The sequence below is a fragment of the Eubacterium sp. 14-2 genome (assembly GCF_000403845.2).
In the GTDB taxonomy this organism is placed as follows: Bacteria; Bacillota; Clostridia; order Lachnospirales; family Lachnospiraceae; genus Petralouisia.
This window is the reverse complement of the sequence record NZ_KE159568.1, coordinates 542248-560495: the sequence shown is the minus strand read 5'-3', so window position 1 is coordinate 560495 and position 18248 is coordinate 542248. Positions and strand designations below refer to the sequence as shown.

Below are 18248 nucleotides of genomic sequence, written 5' to 3'. Positions count from 1 at the left end.
CGGCAAAAATTACATTGTTTAATGGAATAGACCGGAAATTTCTGTCAATACTTTCCTTAGCCGGCAAAACTATTTTGGTTAAGGAGAGTATCTGACATGAAAAAAATCACCAGGACAGGAATTATTCTGGCAGCAGTTCTGCTGCTGCTTTGCGGGTATCATCAATATAAAAATCACAGTATGACAGAGGAAATTGCAGGAAAAATCATCCGGTTCCATGTGCGGGCAAACAGTGACGCCCCTCTGGACCAGGAACTGAAATTAAAGGTGCGGGACGCCATAGGAGCCAGTATGCAGCCGGTGCTTTCCGGTGTGTCTGATATTGAAAAAAGCCGCCGGATTATAACAGATCATCTGTTTGGAATTGAAAAAGAAGCAGAGCGGGTAATCAGCGAGGAAGGCTATGATTATCCTGTCAGGGCTGAACTGGCAGTGGTGGATTTTCCGGAAAAAACCTATGGAAATTATACCTTTCCGGCAGGAAAATATGAGGCGCTGGAAGTGGTAATCGGAGAGGGAAAAGGACAGAACTGGTGGTGTGTCATGTACCCGAATCTCTGTTTTTTCAACAGCACCTATGAAGTGGTGGATGAAGAAGCGGAAAAGTCGCTGGAGCAGGTGCTGACTCAGGAAGAATATAAAAGTCTGATGGAACACAAAAATTATAAGGTGAAATCTGCCCTGCTGGAGTGGCTGAGAGAGAAGTTTGAGTAAGCTGCAGGGCCCTGGCCGGATGACATGGTAAAATCCTGAAAATTTTCACCTCCTCTTGCATTTTCCATGCAAAACAGGTAATATACATGTGTATGACCTGTTTTATGGAGAGAGTAAAATGAATCAATCCTTTGAAGATAAGAAATATGCTCCCGTAGGCGTGTTCGATTCCGGGGTGGGAGGGCTGACGGTGGCCAGAGAAATTATGCGCCAGCTTCCCATGGAACATATCATTTATTTTGGGGATACGGCCCGCGTACCCTATGGAAGCAAGTCAAAAGAAACCATTATCCGTTATTCCAGGCAGATTATCCGGTTTCTGGAAACCATGGGTGTGAAAGCCATTGTGGTTGCCTGTAATACAGCCAGTGCCTTTGCCCTGGAGGAAATTCGGCCGGAAGTGAAAATGCCTGTGATCGGTGTGGTGAAACCGGGGGCAAAAGTGGCTGCGGAATCCACCGGGAACGGCAGAATCGGCGTAATCGGAACGGAAGGAACGGTGGGAAGCCAGATTTATACAGAAATGATACACAGACATAATCCGGATGCGGTGGTACTGGGCAAGGCATGTCCGCTGTTTGTACCGCTGGTGGAGGAGGGCTGGCTGAAGGATTCCGTTACCATTGAGGTGGCAAAACGGTATCTGGCCTCTTTTCAGGAATCAGATATTGACACGCTGATTCTGGGATGTACCCATTATCCGCTGCTTCGCTCCACGATCCGGGATATTATGGGGGAAGGGGTCAATCTGGTAAATCCGGCTTATGAAACTGCTCAGGGCCTGAAGCGTCTGCTCTGGCAGCATCACCTTGCCAATGACGGAAAGGGACAGGCGCCTGCTGTGCGGTACCAGTTTTATGTCAGTGATGCCGCAGAGAAATTCAGGAGTTTTGCCAGTTCCATTCTGCCCTGTGAAATCAAAGAAGCGCAGTTAATACATATTGAGGAGTAACTTATGACAAAAGATGTGTTATTATCAATCAGCGGACTGCAGTTTGCAGTCAAAGACGAAGATGATGCGGAACCGGTAGAAGTGATTACCGCCGGCGATTACTACAAGAAAAACGGAAAGCACTACATCCTGTATGATGAGGTTATGGAGGGATTTGACGGAAATACCAGAAATGTCATCAAACTCACCGATGATTATCTGGATATCACCAAAAAAGGCATTTCCAATGTACATATGATTTTTGAAAAAAACAAGAAAAATATCTCCTACTACAATACCCCGTTCGGAAGTATTTTAATTGGTATTGACGCCAAAAGCGTGGATATTGCAGAAACGGAGGATAATATTGATGTGCGGGTGAAATACAATCTGGAGGTGAATTATGAACATCTGGCAGACTGTTCCATCACCATGAATATCAAGTCCAGAGAGTCGGGGAATTTTACCCTGGCCTGAGAGAGAAAATTCCGAAACAGCCAATATTCATTTCATGGAAGGACAGAATATTGCAGAAGTAGGAGGAGTTATGAAAGACAGTAAAAATAACTATGTGAAATCATATTTTCATTCTTTTTATTACAAAAACAGAGGACAGTTCGTTTTGGCCCTGGTATTGGTGATTTTGAATTTTCCGGCAAGTCTGGTGGGTTCCTGGCTGTTGGGCAGAGTAATAGACGTTATTGCTTCCGGGGATTTGCAGCAGTTAAAGGAAGTTCTGATTTTCAGTATTGGTTTTGTTACGGTGATGTTCCTGGTAAGTGCGGCCATGTATCGGGCAAAAAGCAGGAAGCCCGGCAGATATTCAGCGATGTCAGCCGCAGAGTGGAGGAGAAAAAATTCCGGCGTTATTGGTGGGAATGTCTGCTGGCAGCAGTGAGCCAGGACTTATGTGCAAATATTTTACAGTTCGGTATTTTCCTGGCAGGAGCGTTTCTGGCTGTTCGGGGGGATATTACAGCAGGAACGGTACTTATTTTTTTCAATCTCTGCAATTATATTATAATGCCTGTCAATATTGTTCCCCAATACCAGGCCAGCCGCAAAGGGGCCGGAGCCCTTATTGAGAAGTTGGCTGAAATTACCAGGGAAAATGCAGAATCTGCCGGGGACAGAGTGGAACCGATGCTGAACGAAGCAATTTCTATTGAGGATGTTACGTTTGGTTATGAGCCGGACCAGCCTGTATTGGAGCATATAAATATCAGGTTGGAAGCCGGGAAAAAATACGCTCTGGTGGGACCTTCCGGAAGCGGCAAGAGTACCCTGCTTAATCTTCTGATGGGAGCCTGTGATGATTATTCCGGTCATATTTTTGTGGATGGAAAGGAATTACGGGAAGTAGATGCCAACAGCCTTTATGATGTGATCAGCCTGATTGACCAGAATGTTTTTCTGTTTAACGATACCATCCTCCGTAATATCACCATGTTTCGTGAATTTCCGGAAGAAGAAACAGACATGGCCATTCAACGTTCCGGTTTGTCCGAACTGGTTGCAGAGCGGGGCGGAGATTATCTCTGCGGTGAGAATGGATCGGGGCTTTCCGGCGGTGAACGGCAACGGGTGTCCATTGCCCGGTGTTTGCTGCGGGGCACGCCGGTATTGCTGCTGGATGAAGCCACAGCCTCTCTGGACAGCCAGACGGCATATGCCATTACGGACGCTATTCTGAAATTAGACGGACTGACTCGTGTGGTGGTTACCCATCGACTGGATGATGTTTTACTGGAACAGTATGATGAAATAATCGTATTACATCATGGTAGTGTATGTGAACGGGGCGGTTTTTATGAATTACTGGAAAAGAAAGAATATTTTTATTCATTATATCATGTGACCAATGGATGAATAACCTTTGTAAAACGGAAAAGAGATGTGTTGGAAAATTGTTTGCCGCCATGGGCCACGCCTGTTATGGATGCCATCAGGAAGAATAGCGGTATCATAAAAAGAATCCCGGATTTACATCCGGGATTCTTTTTATGATACCATTATTTTGCCGCTTTTTCTCTGAGCCTGTCCAGAAATTTCTTTTTCCTGACCACCGGTTCAGCGGAACCGCGGAGGCCCTTGACGGAAGTAATATAGAGACCGCTTACCACAGCCTTTACTTCTTTTTTTGTGGGGATACTGTCAAAAATCTCTCCTTCGCAGATAAAAGTCATGATTTTTGGTCCTACTTTTGCTTTCACCACGGGCAGTTTGGAGCCCCGCAGCAGTTTCGGAGTCTGTGCCAGTACCGCGGCGGGAAGACCGGCATCTTTCATCTTCATCCGCTTCTTATCAATGATCAGCATGGATATGGTCTGTGCTGCCGCAGCAATCTGAGCATCCTGCTCTTCTTTTTTCTTCTGTGATTTTTTGCCTAATATGTAAAGCGTAATAGTTGCCGCAAGCATAAGAACGGTAATTACAATCAGTACAATTTGCCATGTTGCCACAAGAAAACCTCCCTCTTTATACAATTTGCAATTTATTGTACCATTGATTGGTATAAAAATCAATGGTACAATAAATTACAGTTACTGAATTTTGTAGGTTTGTCAAACATGTGTTACACTGACCGCAGATAATTCTTTAACACCTCATCAGGTGTTCTCCATCCAAGCGGCCGCATGGGAAAGTTATTGTAATCCCTGCGGTTATACACTTTAAGCTGTTTTGCGAAGTCGTCAAAGGAATAAAAGGCGTGGGTGGCATAAAACCGTTCATTATCTTTTCGGTGGCTTCTTTCAACCTTGCCATTGTGCCTTGGGGTAAAGGGACGGATCAGCTTGTGCCGGATGCCATGCTCCATAAGACGTACCTGAAAAATGGTGGGTTTATCAGAGCCGCCATGGGAACTGAAACGTTTCGTGAATTCCTGTCCGTTGTCGGTCTGTACGCATTCAATAGGGCATGGGAAAGCCTTGATCAGATGCTCAGGGAACAAAGCGGAAGAATAAGAGCTGTGTTCCTCAAACGCTTCTACAAAACGCCATCTGGAAAACTCGTCAATTGCAGTATACTGATAGAAACGCTGTCCTTTTGCTCCGTTTACAAGGCATACGGAGAGAACAAATTTCACATCAATCTGTATGCGCTGGCCGGGATGCTGCATCTGCTCATAAGGTTTTGCGGCATACTTGGGATTGGCGGGTTTCACAGCCATGATCCCCTGCTTGCGAAGGAAGCGGTATAACCCCGGAATAGAACGGGAATAGCCGCGCTGCCTGAGTTTGACCCAAAAGACAACAAGCCCTGCGTCAGGGTTGCGTCTGCGCATGTCCATGATCAGCTTGATCTCATCCGGGGTATGCTGGTTGGGATGGTGATGTGGCCTGCGGGAACGGTCACGCAAAGACTCGACAGAGCCGTCATAACGGCGCTTCCACCGATAGATATACTGTCGGTTGGTCTTATATCTTATGGCAGCTTTGGTCACACCAAATTTTTCAGCGTATTTGATTAGTGATAGACGATACCTCATATCTTGTGTTATAGTAGTCATAGCAGAGAACTCCTTTCGGTTTGTTTTGGTTGTGGTGACTTAAATTATAACACAAAGGCAGTGTCTCTGCTTTTTAAATATTTAGTTGTAACACATGTATTGTAATCCTACAACAATAAATTACAGTTACTGAATTTTGGGAGGGCTGCAAATGAAAAAAAGTATTCGGCGGGCCATGATTTCCATGCTTATTCTGACACTGACCGGGGCGGGCCTGTGTTTGTGGGTATATAAATCAGGAAATTATGGAGAGGAGAAAGAACTTTTCCGTGAAGAACAGGAGGCACAGACATCGGAGCAGAGGACCGGCGGGCCGGATGAAGGGGATGAAAGCCGGCAGGGAGAAGTGCCGGGAGAAGAAAGTGAAAGTCAGATCAGAGAAGGGGATCAGGGAGCAGATGGAAGCAATCCTGCAGAAGCACCGGAAGGAGAGGAAACGGTTTCAGAGGAAACATCCCTTGTGTTTACAGGCGATATTTACCTGAGCCCCTATGTGCTGGAACAGTACGACAGGGAGGGAATCAGCGGTGTGCTGTCAGAAAAGCTGCTGTCAGAAATGAGACAGGGGGATGTGGTGATGGCAAATGAGGAATTTCCATTTTCCACCGGGGGAGAGCAGGCGCCGGACAAGCAGTTCACCTTTCGGATAAATCCTTCTTATATTAATGTACTGAAAGACCTGGGGATCCATGTGGTAACGCTTGCCAATAACCATGCGCTGGATTATGGCCCAAAGGCTCTGACAGATACCTTTCAGACACTGGATGACGCCGGAATTGCATATGTGGGAGCAGGTATGGATAAAGCACGTGCCGCAAAGGCGTTTTTTGTTCAGAACGATACGAAAAACTTTGGATTTCTGGGAGCTTCCAGAGTGATTCCGGTGCCTGAATGGAATATTGAAAATCAGCAGCCGGGTATGCTGTGCACCTATGACAGCGCCATTCTCTGCGAAGCCATCCGACAGACGAAACAGCAGTGTGATTTTCTTACCGTGTATGTCCACTGGGGGATTGAGCGGGAGAATACGCCGGAGGAATATCAGAGACAGCTGGCAAAAGAATATATAGACGCCGGGGCCGATCTGATAATCGGAGCCCATCCCCATGTACTGCAGGGGATAGAATATTATAATGGAAAACCCATTGTTTACAGCCTTGGAAATTTTATTTTTAACCAGGAAATTTCGTCTACCATACTGCTGAAAGCTGTTGTGACGCCGGAAAATGAAACGTTTCTGCAGATTTTCCCGGCGTATGCAGCAGGGGCGAAAACCCAGGAAATGAGCAACGAGCAGGCGCAAGAGCTGTATCGGTTTCTGGAGGAGATCTCTTATGGAATTCAGATTGGAGAAGAGGGAACAGTACGACAGAGATAAAAGCAGCCGTGGTTTGCGTGGAGATACAGATTGCTTTGCGGCTGCAGGAACAGAGGCGGAAGGAGGAAATATACATGGAATTCAGACAGGCGGTGCAGAAGGACCTGGAGCAGCTTAAACTTATGTATCGGGAAATGATACGGAACATGAATGAAAATCAGATTCAGATATGGGATGAAATTTATCCCTGTGACTTTCTGGAAGATGATATCAGGAACAGCCGCCTCTATCTTATGTCAGAACATGGGGAGCCTGTTTCTGCATTTGCGCTGTGTGAGGGGGATGGCGGGGAAAATCATGTGGAATGGGAGAAATGTTTTGTGAAGGCCCTGTATCTGGACCGTTTTGGGGTAAGGCCGAACTATGGTGGAAGAGGAATTGGCGGCAGGATGCTGGCAAAGGCCAGAACAACAGCAAAAGCTCTGGGAGCAGAGTATCTGCGGCTGTTTGTGGCAGATATTAATAAGCCTGCTGCGGGGCTTTATGAGAAGCATGGATTTACGCGGAGAAAGGGAGTTTATCATTTGGTAATTGACGAGGAATTAACATTGCGTGAATACGGATACGAAATAAAACTTTGACACAGGGCCCGTTTATAGTATAATGGGTTTAAAATTTACAGGAAGGGAGCGGGGAATTACCCCACAGAAAACATGGAAAAAGAAAAAAACAGACACTTATTTTCAGGTTCAGTCGGCTTTGTCCTGGCAGCGGCGGGAAGCGCTGTAGGACTGGGAAATATCTGGAGGTTTCCGTATCTGGCGGCCAAAGACGGAGGAGGGCTTTTTCTGGTTATTTACCTGATTCTGGCTCTTACCTTTGGTTTTACGCTGCTGACCACGGAAATTGCCATTGGAAGAAAAACGAAACAGAGCCCTCTGACAGCTTACGGCAAGTTAAAGGAAAAGTGGAAATTTCTGGGCGTGCTGGCCTGTCTGGTGCCGGTAATTATTATGCCTTATTACTGTGTAATCGGCGGATGGGTTGTAAAATATCTGCTGGCTTATCTGACCGGGGACGGAGGCAACGCGGCGTCTGACGGATATTTTACCGGATATATTACCGGGACCACGGAGCCTCTGGTATTTATGATGGTATTTCTGCTGGTTGTGGCAGTTATCATATTCCGGGGCGTTAATCATGGGATTGAGTCTTTTTCAAAAATACTGATGCCTCTTTTGCTTCTTATGGTGGTCGGCATTGCAGTATTTTCTCTGACCATCAGTGCCACAGATGAGACGGGAGCAACCAGAACCGGACTGGAAGGATTTCTGATTTATGTGGTGCCCAGCTTTGAAGGTCTGACGCTGAAAGGATTTTTTACCGTACTGCTGGACGCTATGGGGCAGTTGTTTTTCAGCCTCAGCGTGGCCATGGGAATTATGATCACATACGGTTCCTATGTGAAAGATGATGCAAATCTGGTGCGTTCCATTAACCAGATAGAAATTTTTGATACAGCAGTGGCATTTCTGGCAGGAGTTATGATTATTCCGGCAGTGTTTACCTTTATGGGAAGAGAGGGAATGGAGGCTTCTGGGCCCAGCCTGATGTTTGTATCTCTGCCGAAAGTATTTTCCCATATGGGAAAAACAGGAGGTTTTATAGGAGCGTTGTTTTTTGCCATGGTGCTCTTTGCGGCTCTGACCAGTGCGGTATCAGTTATGGAAGCAGTGGTTTCCAGTTTTATGGACCAGTTTCATATGTCAAGGGTAAAGGCAACGGTTCTGGAGACAGTGATTGCGCTGGCAGGAGGCCTTCTGGTATGTCTTGGCTACAACAAACTGTATTTTGACATTGAACTGCCCAACGGAGCCCATGCCCAGATTCTGGACATTATGGATTATATCAGCAACAACTGCCTGATGCCCCTGGTGGCAATCGGAACCTGTATTCTGATTGGATGGATTGTGAAGCCCCGGACCATCATAGACGAAGTGGAAAAGACAGGATGCAGATTCGGCAGAAGGCAGCTGTATATTATTATGATACGCTATGCGGCGCCGGTTCTTCTGGTGATTCTGCTGCTGAAATCCATCGGAATTCTGACTGTTATATAAGAAAGAGGATACAGAGGCCTTTGTTGTCTCTGCTGTAAAAAAATGCATAATATGGCAAATATTGTTATATATGACGAAAACAGTATCATATAAATTTCAATGACAAGTGAAAAATATTCTATGTTTTCTTCTTTACGCATGGTCTATACTGTCACTATCAACAAGGCGCGGACAGCGCAGGAGGAAAGGAGATATTCATTATGAAAAAGAAATTTGTTTCGGTAACTCTGGCACTGGCACTGGGACTCTCCCTTGCAGCGTGCGGCAACAATGGCGGCGGCAACGCTTCGGCAGATACAGATAAGAAAGAGGAAACTCAGGAGCCCGCTACAGACAAAGACGCTGATACAGATTCCGAAGATACCGGTTCCACAGGTGATACTGCAAATAAAGACAAACCTCTGGTATGGTTCAACCGTCAGCCCTCTAACAGCTCCACAGGAGAACTGGATACGGCAGCTCTGAATTTCAATGCCAATACATATTATGTTGGTTTTGATGCAAACCAGGGTGCCGAACTGCAGGGAACCATGGTAAAAGAATATATTGAAGCTCATATTGATGAAATTGACCGCAACGGTGACGGTACCATCGGCTACGTTCTGGCAATCGGCGATATCGGACACAACGATTCCATCGCTCGTACCAGAGGTGTTCGTAAAGCTCTTGGAACCGCAGTGGAAAAAGACGGAAATATCAACAGTGATCCGGCAGGTACCAATACAGACGGAACAGCAACCATGGTTCAGGATGGTGAAATTGAAGTTGGCGGCAAGAAATATGTAGTCCGCGAACTTGCTTCTCAGGAAATGAAAAACTCTGCAGGTGCTACATGGGATGCAGCTACAGCAGGAAATGCAATCGGTACATGGTCTTCTTCTTTTGGTGAGCAGATTGACGTTGTAGTTTCCAATAATGACGGTATGGGAATGTCCATGTTCAATGCATGGTCAAAAGATAACAAAGTTCCTACATTCGGTTATGACGCAAACAGCGACGCAGTTGCAGCTATTGCAGAAGGATATGGCGGAACCATCAGCCAGCATGCAGACGTACAGGCTTATCTGACTCTGAGAGTTCTTCGTAATGCTCTGGACGGAGTTGACATTGACACAGGAATCGGAACTGCTGACGAAGCAGGTAATGTCCTGACAGACGATGTTTATGTATACAGAGAAGAAGAGCGTTCTTACTACGCACTGAACGTAGCAGTTACTGCTGATAACTATCAGGATTTCACAGATTCTACAAAGATTTATGAGCCGGTATCAAAACAGCTTGACGAAGGCTCCCATGCAACAAAGAAAGTATGGCTGAATATCTACAATGCTTCTGACAATTTCTTAAGTTCTACTTATCAGCCTTTGCTTCAGAACTATGATGATATTCTGAACCTTGAAGTTGAGTACATCGGCGGTGACGGACAGACAGAGTCCAACATTACAAACCGTCTTGGAAATCCAGGCCAGTATGATGCATTTGCCATCAACATGGTTAAAACGGATAATGCAGCTTCCTATACATCTTTGCTTAGCCAGTAAGCTGCTATTATGCAAAGCCGGGCTGCCAGGAAGGACTTCTTTCTGGCAGCTTTTTATATCGGAAATTAAATATTGGTAACTATTGATTATGCATACAGGAGTAACGAAAATGGCAGATAAGAAAGATAATACCGTCTTATCGATACGGGGCATGAGCAAGTCTTTTGGCCGGAACCGTGTACTGGATCACATTAATCTGGATATTAAGCGCGGCACGGTTATGGGGCTTATGGGTGAAAACGGTGCGGGAAAGTCAACAATGATGAAATGCCTGTTCGGAACGTATCAGAAGGACGAGGGCAATGTTTTTCTTGACGGCAGGGAAGTAAGTTTCTCAGGACCGAAAGATGCACTGGAGAACGGAATTGCAATGGTGCACCAGGAACTGAACCAGTGTCTGGAGAGAAATGTCATTGATAACCTGTTCCTTGGACGATATCCCGTGAATTCCATGGGAATTGTAGATGAAGGCAGAATGAAAAAAGAGGCCTCCGAGCTGTTTCGAAAACTGGGGATGACAGTAAACCTTACACAGCCCATGCGGAACATGTCGGTATCACAGAGACAGATGTGTGAAATTGCAAAAGCAATTTCCTATAATTCTAAAGTTATTGTACTGGATGAGCCTACCTCATCCCTGACAGTACAGGAAGTCGATAAACTTTTTGAAATGATGCGGATGTTAAAATCCCAGGGAATCTCGCTGATTTATATTTCTCATAAAATGGATGAGATTTTTGAAATCTGTGATGAAATATCCGTGCTCCGTGACGGTAACCTGGTTATGACAAAGGCTGCAAAAGACACGGATATGAATGAACTGATTGCGGCAATGGTTGGACGTTCTCTTGAGAACCGCTTCCCTCCGGTGGACAATACGCCGAAGGATGTGATTTTATCCATTCAGAACCTGTCCACCAAATTTGAGCCTCACCTGCAGGATATTACCTTTGATGTGAAGGAAGGAGAAATCTTTGGACTGTATGGTCTGGTGGGAGCCGGACGTACGGAACTTCTGGAGACGATTTTCGGAATTCGTACCAGAGCGGCCGGTCGTGTGTATTTTAAAAACCGCCTGATGAATTTTAACAGCGCACTGGAAGCCATGGAGCATGGATTTGCTCTGATTACGGAAGAGCGGAAAGCTAACGGGCTGTTTATAAAAGGCAACCTTATCTTTAATACCACTATTGCAAATCTCTCTGAGTACAAATCCGGTATTGCTCTCGACAATCAGAAGATGTCAAAGGCCACTGCAAATGAGATTAAAGTTATGCATACGAAATGCATGGGTCCGGAGGACATGATTGCAAATCTTTCCGGTGGAAATCAGCAGAAAGTAATTTTCGGAAAATGGCTGGAGCGCGGCCCGCAGATTTTTATGATGGACGAACCCACAAGAGGAATTGATGTAGGCGCGAAATATGAGATTTATGAACTGATTATCAATATGGCGAAACAGGGTAAGACCATTATTGTGGTTTCCTCTGAGATGCCGGAAATTCTGGGAATTACCAATCGTATCGGCGTGATGTCAAACGGACATCTTTCCGGAATTGTAAATACGAAAGAGACGAATCAGGAAGAGCTCTTAAGGCTCAGCGCCAAATATCTGTAGGGAGGAAAGAAGAATATGGATAATAAAATTCTTACGGCTGAGCAGGAAATGAAGCTGCGTAAGCCAATTGATGATCGTGTCGGTGCAATTCAGAAAGAAATTGACAGCTTAAGAGCAGAAGGCACAAATAAGGTTATCTCTGTCCAGAATGAAATTGACAGTGTGAAGAGAGACCGCATTTATACAAAGGCAGAAAAGGATGCCGCAATTGCCAGATACCAGGCAGAACTGGAGCAGGCAAGAGCAGTTGAAGCAAAAAACAAAGACCAGATTGCAAAATTAATCGCTCAGGCAGAAGAATTCCTGAAAGCAAATTATGATAAAGAATATTATCAGCCGGTGAAGGAAAGCTGCGAGAGAGAAAGAGCAGAAGCAAAAGCGAAATACACCAGGGAAGTGGAACGGCTGGAAAAAGAGCATAAAGAAGCCCTGGCAAAACTTTCCGACCACAATGAAATCAAAGATGAAAAGTATGTGCATAAAAATCGTCTGTTTGCTGCCAAAATGGAACTGGAAAAAGACCTTCAGCAGATTAAAGACAGAAAACATGCAGCTTTTGCCCACAGATATCATCTGATTGATATGCTGCGCATGTCCAAATTTACATTTATGGAAGCAAGGACTCAGAAGTGGGAGAATTACAAATATACCTTTAACCGCAGGTCTTTTTTCCTGCGGAACGGACTGTATATTGTCATTGTCCTGATTTTCGTGGCATTGTGTGTGATTACTCCTATTGTGAAGAATACCCCGCTCCTTACTTATAATAACGTATTAAATATTCTGCAGCAGGCTTCACCCCGTATGTTCCTTGCTCTTGGCGTTGCAGGACTGATTTTACTTACCGGTACGGATCTTTCCATCGGGCGTATGGTTGGTATGGGTATGACCACAGCCACTATTATTATGCACCAGGGAATCAATACCGGAGGAGTGTTCGGCCATATATTTGACTTTACAGGGCTTCCTGTTATTGTACGTGTTATTTTTGCATTGGTGGCATGTATTTTCCTGTGTACCTGCTTTACTTCGCTGGCCGGTTTCTTTACCGCAAAATTCAAGATGCACCCCTTTATTTCAACCATGGCAAACATGCTGATGATTTTCGGTATCATCACCTATGCAACCAAAGGTGTATCCTTCGGAGCCATTGAGCCGGTAATTCCGAATATGATTATTCCGAAAGTCAATGGATTCCCCACCATTATCCTCTGGGCGGTTGCAGCCATTGCAATCATCTGGTTTATCTGGAATAAAACCACATTCGGCAAGAACCTGTACGCAGTAGGCGGAAACCCGGAAGCTGCATCTGTTTCCGGTATCTCCGTATTTAAGGTAACCATGGGTGCGTTTATGCTGGCAGGCGTACTGTACGGTTTCGGTTCCTGGCTGGAATGTGCCAGAATGGTTGGTTCCGGTTCCGCAGCTTATGGACAGGGCTGGGATATGGACGCAATTGCAGCCTGCGTAGTGGGCGGCGTTTCCTTTACTGGTGGTATCGGAAAGATTTCCGGCGTGGTAGTAGGTGTGCTGATTTTTACAGCCCTTACCTATTCTCTTACCATCCTCGGAATTGACACAAACCTTCAGTTCGTATTTGAAGGTATCATCATTATTTCGGCGGTAACCCTTGACTGTCTGAAATATGTACAGAAAAAATAATTCCGTATGGAGTGACATCAAATGTCTTCAGACTGTATTCTGCAGATATATGGGATAAAACAGGCTCGCCGGATGGCGGGCCTGTTTTTTATCTTATAGGAAAGACCTTGCCACGCTAAAGCATGAAAGTGTCTTCCTATAAGATAAAAGTAATATGCGCACTCGTGCAACAGGTATTAGTCGCTAAAGCGACTGCACTCGGCGCAGCAAACCGTCCAGGTCCCTCATGAATGAGGGATTCAGGGAGCTGATGTGGACCTCTCCGCTTTGTTCTGCTACAGGAAACACCATCTTCTGATAATAGAGCGACATTTACTTTTCCCGGCCCTTTTGCTATAATAGGAAAAAACAGAAAGCAGGATTTGAGGGAAGGTAAAATATGTATACAGTGCTTTTAGTGGACGATGAAGAAGAGGTAATACAGGTAATAATGCGTAAAATCAACTGGGAGGAACTGGGGTTTTCCGTGATTGGCTCAGCAGGCAACGGTGTAAAGGCTCTGGAGCTGATGGAAGAATTTCAGCCGGATGTACTGGTGACCGATATCAAAATGCCTTATATGGACGGTATGGAACTGGCGCATCGTGTAAAAACGGAATTTCCGGCCACTAAGATTCTGCTGTTTACAGGTTTTGACGAATTTGAATATGCGAAAGAAGCCATCCATCTGGAGGTGGAAGAGTATATTTTAAAGCCCATGAATTCTGCGGAGCTGAAATCTGTGTTTTCCAGGCTGAAAATCAAGCTGGACCAGGAAATCAGTGAGAAGCGCAGCGTGGAAACCCTTGAAAAGTATTACCTGGAGTCCCTGCCTCTTTTGCGAGCGGATTTTTATTCCGGGCTGATTGAAGGAAGGGTTCATGAAGATGAAATTTCCAGATATCTTTCAGAATGTCAGCTGTCTTTTCCGGGCCCCTTTTTCAGCTGCCTGGTTATTCATACTTCCTCCAGTCAGGAGGCCGGGCCCATAGATCCGCAGCTGCTGGCTGCTTCCGTCCGGGAACATGCAAAAGAGCGGCTGGGAAAGAAATGGCAGGCGAAAAGTTTTGCCTACCTGGGGAATACGGTGCTGATTCTGCAGCTGGGAGATGAAAATGAGGTCTGGGAACTGACAGACGAATGCGACAGGTTCTGCCGATATGCCAGGCGGATGCTGGGAGCGGTTGTCACTGTGGGAATCGGGCAGATTTGCGGAAATATTCTGGATTTGCCCCGGTCTTACAGCAGTGCCAGAGAAGCAGTTTCCTACCGGGCAGTATATGGCGCCTCCAGGGCCATCAATATCAGAGAGATTGTCCCTCAGAAAATGGACAGGTCTGTTTCTTCCAATGAGTCGGAACTGTCGGATCTGTTCCGGATGATAAGGGTAGGCTCGGAAGAAGAGATTACCGAAGCAGTAAACCGGTATTTCCTTCACACTTCATTTACAGATAAATCCTTACAGCAGCAGTATATGGACCGGATGGAACTGCTGAGTATGCTTCTGCGGTTTTCTGCGAATAATGGTATTACAATGGGAGAGAATACAGAGGATATGGGCCGGCTGTACGGGAGCCTGCTGGATACGGAGCCGGATGCCCTGAAAAACTGGCTGCTGAAAGTGAGCCTTTCTTTCCGGGAACAGCTCATTCGTGTGCGGAGCAGCTCAACCGAGTCCCTGGTCAGCAGAGCCATGGAATATGTACAGAATCATTATGCAGACGAAAAACTGTCGCTGGACGATATCTGTGCCTCTCTGGGTGTGTCTAATTCTTACTTTTCCACAGTGTTTAAGAAGGAGACCGGAAGCTCATTTGTGGGGTATCTGACAGATTACCGGCTGGACCGTGCGGCGCGCCTTCTGATTGAAACCAATGAGAAAAGCTATATGATAGCCAGCCAGGTGGGATATTCTGACCCGAATTATTTCAGCTATGTGTTTAAAAAACGGTTTGGGACGTCCCCGTCAAAATACAGAACGGAGCATGCAGAGAGTGAAAAATAAGTATTTCATATATCCGAAAAAACCGGAACTGTGGGGCATTCAGTCTACCATTATGGCAGTGTTTTCCGTGGTATCCTTTTCCATTCTGCTGATTCTGGGAGTTGTGATGTATATCAGATTTTCCGCGTCAGCACGTCAGGAAATTGTTTCCGGCACACAGAAACTGATGGGACAGGCAGGAGAGAATCTGGAGGATTATCTGGTCAGTATGCGCAGGGTATCGGATTCCATCTATTATAATGTTATTAAGGAAAATGATTTTTCCAGACAGCTTCAGGAAATCCAGCAGGGAATGAATCTGCTGTATGCGGCAAACCGGGAAAATCTGCACAGCGTGGCCGTATACAATGAATACGGGAGCCTGGTGGCGGCGGAACCGGTGGTTTTACAGAAAGAAGATCCCAATATTACAAGGCAGGGATGGTACGAAAAGGCTTTGGGAGAAATGGAAAACATGCACTTTTCCACTCCTCATATCCAGAATCTTTTTGATGACGGGGCTTTCAGATATTACTGGGTGATTTCTTTAAGCCGTGTGGTGGAACTGACAGACAATGGGGTATCCCGGTCAGGAGTGCTCCTGGTGGATATGGATTATGCCAGTATAGAACGGATGATGAGGAAGATCAATGAATCCGGGAACGGACAGTATTTTTATCTGTGCGACAGCAACGGAGAACTTATTTACCATACCCGTCAGGTTCAGATTAACAATGGGATTGGAAGTGAAAACAGCGTCAAGGCTGCCGGATACAGGGATGGCGTCTATGACGAGTATTTTGAAGGGGAACACCGGAAAGTGATTGTGAGTACCATCAGTTATACCGGATGGAAACTGGTGGGGGTGATTCCCTATTCTTCTTTTACCTCCGGGATGTTTGATCTCCGGTACTTTTTCGGAATTTTTATGTTGTTTATGACAATGATGCTGGTGCTTGTAAACCGGATTGTATCCGTCAGGATTTCAAGCCCTATTCTGAAACTGAATGATTCGGTGGTGGGATATGAAGCGGGAGAGACACCGGAGATTTATATCGGCGGTTCCCGGGAAATCAGGCACCTGGGATGCTCCATTCAGACGTCCTATGAGCAGATTGACAGGCTGATGAAAGAAATTGTCCGGGAGCAGAATGAGCGCAGAAAAAGTGAACTGGATGCATTGCAGAGCCAGATTAATCCTCATTTTCTCTACAATACGCTGGATTCCATTATCTGGATGGTGGAGGATGAAAAGAATGAGGAGGCAGCTTTTATGATTTCGGAACTGGCAAGGCTGTTTCGCATCAGTCTTTCCGGGGGACGTACCATAATCACGGTAAAAGATGAACTTCAGCATGCCAAAAGTTATATGAACATTCAGAAAATCCGCTATAAAAATGGATTTTCGGTGAAATTTGACATAGATTCGGCCATTTACTCCTTCTGTACGGTAAAACTGATTTTGCAGCCTGTTCTGGAAAACGCAATCAATTATGGAATGGCCGGCATGGAAGACGCCGGGGAGATTCAGATAACCGGAAGGCTTGTGGATGGATTTGTGGTACTGTCGGTAACAGATAACGGTATGGGGATGACAAAGGAGGCTGCCGGTCTGATTCTTACGGACAGCAGCAGGAAGCCCCAGCACGGGTCAGGGGTAGGCCTGATTAACGTGGACAGCCGTATCCGAATTCTGTTTGGAAAGGAATATGGCCTTTCAGTGAACAGTGAACCGGACGAGGGGACAGAGGTTTCCATCCGGATTCCGGCAGTTCCCTATACGGAGGAAAACAGGAAAGTCCTGGAAAAGGGATGTCTGCCTGGCAAAGAGGAAGCAGTTTATGAAGGATAATAAGAAAATCTTTATTCTGATGGAATCCATACTGGCAGTAATGCTGATTATACTGGTGATCCAGATGTTTCTGGAAAAGAGCGGAGAAAGCCGTTATAAAATTGCTGTGGTTATTCAGAATTCGGACAGCAGCCAGTGGGCTTCTTTTAAGTACGGGCTGAAGATGGCGGCGGAGGACCAGAATATTGAACTGTCCATTGTCAGTACGGGAGAGAATCTGACCACAGAAGAGGAACAGGAACTGATCAGGTCTGAAATGGAAAATGGAGCGGACGCTGTGATTGTGCAGCCGGCGCCAGGGCAGGAAACAGAGGAAATGTTACGGAAGATGGAGAAAAAAATTCCCGTTATGCTGGTGGTATGCGCAGCATCCGGAGAGGAAGAAAGTTCACTCCTTCCTGTGACAGGGCCGGACAATTATGAGACCGGGAAAGGGCTGGCAGAAGAATTATGGAAAGACTACGGCAAAAATATAGAAGGAAAGGTATGCGGAATTCTTTCCGAGGATGACCGTTCTCAGGCTGCCCTCAGCCGGGAGCAGGGTCTGCGGGAAGTGCTGGAAACCAGAGGGGTAAAAGTGCGCTGGTCTGTTTCCGGTTCTTTTGCAGAAGAGGGAGAAAATGTTCTGAAATCTCTTTCGAAGGTGGACTTTGTGGCTGCGCTGGATGACAGAAGCGCGGTGGCAGCAGGAAAATATGCGGCTTCAAATGATTTGCACGGGGCGCTGGTGTATGGTATTGGAAATTCCACAGAAGCCGCTTATTATCTTGATACGGATGTTCTGCAGTGTCTGGTTGTGCCTGACGGATTTCAAATGGGTTACCAGAGCCTGACAGAACTTGCCGAGAGCCTGGAGCATAAATTTCAGCGGGCCGGAAACAGAACGGTTTCCTGTACTGTGCTGCGCAGGGAAAATCTGTTTTCGGAGAAAAATCAGGAACTGCTGTTTACAATGAGCAAGTAAAGACACAGCCTCAACCGGGAAATTACGGAGTAATACCTTCACAATCAGCAGAAT

16 protein-coding genes are annotated in these 18248 nt (G+C 45.9%); 14 read left to right on the top strand and 2 right to left on the bottom strand.

Features of this window, described 5'->3' with window-relative positions:
- Positions 1–96 precede the first annotated feature (96 nt).
- The 5 genes from spoIIR to C805_RS19625 all read left to right on the top strand — a co-directional run bounded on the left by spoIIR (position 97) and on the right by C805_RS19625 (position 3514).
- A complete protein-coding gene (gene spoIIR, locus C805_RS19645) occupies positions 97–714 on the top strand; it encodes a stage II sporulation protein R (RefSeq protein WP_016215735.1) in 618 nt (205 codons plus the stop codon).
- A 118-nt stretch (positions 715–832) separates the two neighbouring features.
- Positions 833–1666 (top strand): glutamate racemase, encoded by an 834-nt coding sequence (murI, locus tag C805_RS19640; RefSeq protein WP_016215734.1) that lies wholly within the window; start codon positions 833–835, stop codon positions 1664–1666.
- A 3-nt stretch (positions 1667–1669) separates the two neighbouring features.
- On the top strand, positions 1670–2122 hold the full coding sequence (locus C805_RS19635; RefSeq protein WP_016215733.1) for a YwiB family protein: 453 nt from the start codon (positions 1670–1672) through the stop codon (positions 2120–2122).
- 70 nt (positions 2123–2192) lie between these two features.
- Entirely contained in the window at positions 2193–2543 is a 351-nt protein-coding gene (locus C805_RS19630) for a hypothetical protein (protein WP_016215732.1), read from the top strand.
- On the top strand, positions 2489–3514 hold the full coding sequence (locus tag C805_RS19625) for an ABC transporter ATP-binding protein (protein ID WP_022751315.1): 1026 nt from the start codon (positions 2489–2491) through the stop codon (positions 3512–3514). Before C805_RS19630 ends, C805_RS19625 begins: the two co-directional genes overlap by 55 nt.
- Before the next feature lie 143 nt (positions 3515–3657).
- Here C805_RS19625 and C805_RS19620 read toward each other — a convergent pair whose 3' ends face one another.
- Together C805_RS19620 and C805_RS19615 are read right to left on the bottom strand one after the other, a co-directional pair.
- A complete protein-coding gene (locus tag C805_RS19620) occupies positions 3658–4107 on the bottom strand; it encodes a hypothetical protein (protein WP_016215730.1) in 450 nt (149 codons plus the stop codon).
- Positions 4108–4220: 113 nt separating this feature from the next.
- On the bottom strand, positions 4221–5156 hold the full coding sequence (locus C805_RS19615) for a DDE-type integrase/transposase/recombinase (RefSeq protein ID WP_016215729.1): 936 nt from the start codon (positions 5154–5156) through the stop codon (positions 4221–4223).
- A gap of 151 nt (positions 5157–5307) precedes the next feature.
- Here C805_RS19615 and C805_RS19610 point away from each other — a divergent pair, with 151 nt between their 5' ends.
- The 9 genes from C805_RS19610 (at position 5308) to C805_RS19570 (ending at position 18194) form a co-directional block, all read left to right on the top strand.
- Complete coding sequence (locus tag C805_RS19610) at positions 5308–6534, top strand: CapA family protein (protein ID WP_016215728.1); 1227 nt, start codon at positions 5308–5310, stop codon at positions 6532–6534.
- Positions 6535–6608: 74 nt separating this feature from the next.
- Positions 6609–7115 carry a GNAT family N-acetyltransferase gene (locus tag C805_RS19605; RefSeq protein WP_016215726.1) on the top strand — a complete coding sequence of 169 codons (507 nt, stop codon included), beginning with the start codon at positions 6609–6611 and terminating at the stop codon, positions 7113–7115.
- Between the two features lie 72 nt (positions 7116–7187).
- Positions 7188–8594, top strand: a complete 1407-nt coding sequence (locus tag C805_RS19600; RefSeq protein ID WP_016215725.1) for a sodium-dependent transporter — start codon at positions 7188–7190, stop codon at positions 8592–8594.
- Between the two features lie 200 nt (positions 8595–8794).
- Positions 8795–10135 carry a substrate-binding domain-containing protein gene (locus tag C805_RS19595; protein ID WP_016215724.1) on the top strand — a complete coding sequence of 447 codons (1341 nt, stop codon included), beginning with the start codon at positions 8795–8797 and terminating at the stop codon, positions 10133–10135.
- A gap of 109 nt (positions 10136–10244) precedes the next feature.
- Positions 10245–11753, top strand: a complete 1509-nt coding sequence (locus C805_RS19590) for a sugar ABC transporter ATP-binding protein (protein WP_016215723.1) — start codon at positions 10245–10247, stop codon at positions 11751–11753.
- Positions 11754–11768: 15 nt separating this feature from the next.
- On the top strand, positions 11769–13415 hold the full coding sequence (locus C805_RS19585) for an ABC transporter permease subunit (protein ID WP_016215722.1): 1647 nt from the start codon (positions 11769–11771) through the stop codon (positions 13413–13415).
- Positions 13416–13794: 379 nt separating this feature from the next.
- Positions 13795–15399: a response regulator gene (locus tag C805_RS19580; RefSeq protein WP_016215721.1), complete on the top strand. Its 1605-nt coding sequence runs from the start codon at positions 13795–13797 to the stop codon at positions 15397–15399.
- Positions 15389–17230: a sensor histidine kinase gene (locus C805_RS19575; protein WP_016215720.1), complete on the top strand. Its 1842-nt coding sequence runs from the start codon at positions 15389–15391 to the stop codon at positions 17228–17230. Before C805_RS19580 ends, C805_RS19575 begins: the two co-directional genes overlap by 11 nt.
- On the top strand, positions 17220–18194 hold the full coding sequence (locus tag C805_RS19570) for a sugar ABC transporter substrate-binding protein (RefSeq protein ID WP_016215719.1): 975 nt from the start codon (positions 17220–17222) through the stop codon (positions 18192–18194). The genes C805_RS19575 and C805_RS19570 overlap by 11 nt, the downstream gene beginning before the upstream one ends.
- Positions 18195–18248 lie beyond the last annotated feature (54 nt).

Excerpts from the sequence above, each read along its gene's own strand:
- murI (WP_016215734.1), top strand. The coding sequence starts at position 833 with ATGAATCAATCCTTTGAAGATAAGAAATATGCTCCCGTAGGCGTGTTC.
- C805_RS19630 (WP_016215732.1), top strand. The coding sequence starts at position 2,193 with ATGAAAGACAGTAAAAATAACTATGTGAAATCATATTTTCATTCTTTT.
- C805_RS19580 (WP_016215721.1), top strand. The coding sequence starts at position 13,795 with ATGTATACAGTGCTTTTAGTGGACGATGAAGAAGAGGTAATACAGGTA.
- C805_RS19610 (WP_016215728.1), top strand. The coding sequence starts at position 5,308 with ATGAAAAAAAGTATTCGGCGGGCCATGATTTCCATGCTTATTCTGACA.
- C805_RS19600 (WP_016215725.1), top strand. The coding sequence starts at position 7,188 with ATGGAAAAAGAAAAAAACAGACACTTATTTTCAGGTTCAGTCGGCTTT.
- C805_RS19590 (WP_016215723.1), top strand. The coding sequence starts at position 10,245 with ATGGCAGATAAGAAAGATAATACCGTCTTATCGATACGGGGCATGAGC.
- C805_RS19595 (WP_016215724.1), top strand. The coding sequence starts at position 8,795 with ATGAAAAAGAAATTTGTTTCGGTAACTCTGGCACTGGCACTGGGACTC.
- C805_RS19635 (WP_016215733.1), top strand. The coding sequence starts at position 1,670 with ATGACAAAAGATGTGTTATTATCAATCAGCGGACTGCAGTTTGCAGTC.
- C805_RS19585 (WP_016215722.1), top strand. The coding sequence starts at position 11,769 with ATGGATAATAAAATTCTTACGGCTGAGCAGGAAATGAAGCTGCGTAAG.
- C805_RS19570 (WP_016215719.1), top strand. The coding sequence starts at position 17,220 with ATGAAGGATAATAAGAAAATCTTTATTCTGATGGAATCCATACTGGCA.
- spoIIR (WP_016215735.1), top strand. The coding sequence starts at position 97 with ATGAAAAAAATCACCAGGACAGGAATTATTCTGGCAGCAGTTCTGCTG.
- C805_RS19605 (WP_016215726.1), top strand. The coding sequence starts at position 6,609 with ATGGAATTCAGACAGGCGGTGCAGAAGGACCTGGAGCAGCTTAAACTT.
- C805_RS19615 (WP_016215729.1), bottom strand. The coding sequence starts at position 5,156 with ATGACTACTATAACACAAGATATGAGGTATCGTCTATCACTAATCAAA.